Source organism: Leisingera sp. ANG49 (assembly GCF_059694505.1).
Genome location: NZ_JCATZN010000049.1, coordinates 1 through 1,002, shown reverse-complemented (window position 1 = coordinate 1,002; position 1,002 = coordinate 1). Strand labels below are relative to the sequence as shown.

At 48.4% G+C, this 1,002-nt stretch carries 1 pseudogene; it reads left to right on the top strand.

Going from position 1 to position 1,002, the window contains the following annotated elements:
• Positions 1 to 390: 390 nt before the first annotated feature.
• A pseudogene (locus tag AC58NV_RS23675) lies at positions 391 to 1,002 on the top strand (Hint domain-containing protein); the annotation flags it as partial.

The following is a 1,002-nucleotide window of genomic DNA, read 5'->3' as shown; positions in this document are numbered from 1 at the left end:
GGATTCTCTGCGGAAAACTCTAATCGAAACCGAGGGTGATTTCGGGAATCACATCACAAGCTGGGCAGGCTCTACTTCACGGTGAGAGATTTTGCGGGGCACATCATAATTGATGTGCTGCCCTTTGCGCAAAGATGTGGCATCAGGAAAGTAATTAAAAATGGGTAAGTTCCTCACGATCGCCCGTTTGGCAAGTCGTTACCTATGCAAGAGGTTCATACGTGGACCTCTTGCATAAGTCAAATATTGGCTAGCAGCGGCCAATTTTCTGAAGTGCTCATGAGGGTGCATCAAGCCGTCTCAACGTCCAGCAGTTACCGAGAGCGTCATGGCGTACAACAGTGAGTGAAACAACTTAACTAAAAAGGCATTTGGGAGGTTTCCGAATACATGGCTTTTATTTCAGAGATACACTTCCGCACTAGTGATATTCCACCGAGAGAGTACATCGAAATAGCTTTGGCACCCGGAGATGACCCCGCAGATTTCACTGTTTCGTTCTACGACGTTACCGGCAATCTGAGAACAAACCCGGAGTTTCAAGCCGAAGGTGAAGTCGGTGGAGAAGTCGTTCTAAGCAGTATTACTGGAGTTCCTGATCCTGACAATCCCAATTGGACCATTTATATCATTGAGTCCGAGACGCCCATTGGGGGGCTTTTTAACGGAGGCGCGGGACCAGCTGACGATCCAGATAATGCTTTCCATGTCGCTCTAACTAATACAGCATCAGGCACTACCGTTGATGCTTATAGTATTAACAACAACCCTTCTACTACGCTCAATGGAGGAGCAGCTGATGGAGCAGTCACCGTCAGCACAGGCACCGCTGGCCCCAATGAGTCCCTCAATTTCGATTTTGAGGGGAATGAAACAGCCGCTGGCTTCAATGCAGGTAACGCAGTTGTTTGCTTATTGGGAAAAACGAGGATTCAGACTCCGAAAGGCCCCGTAGCCATAGAAGCACTAAAAGTAGGCGATATTGTCACCACGAAACGGGGC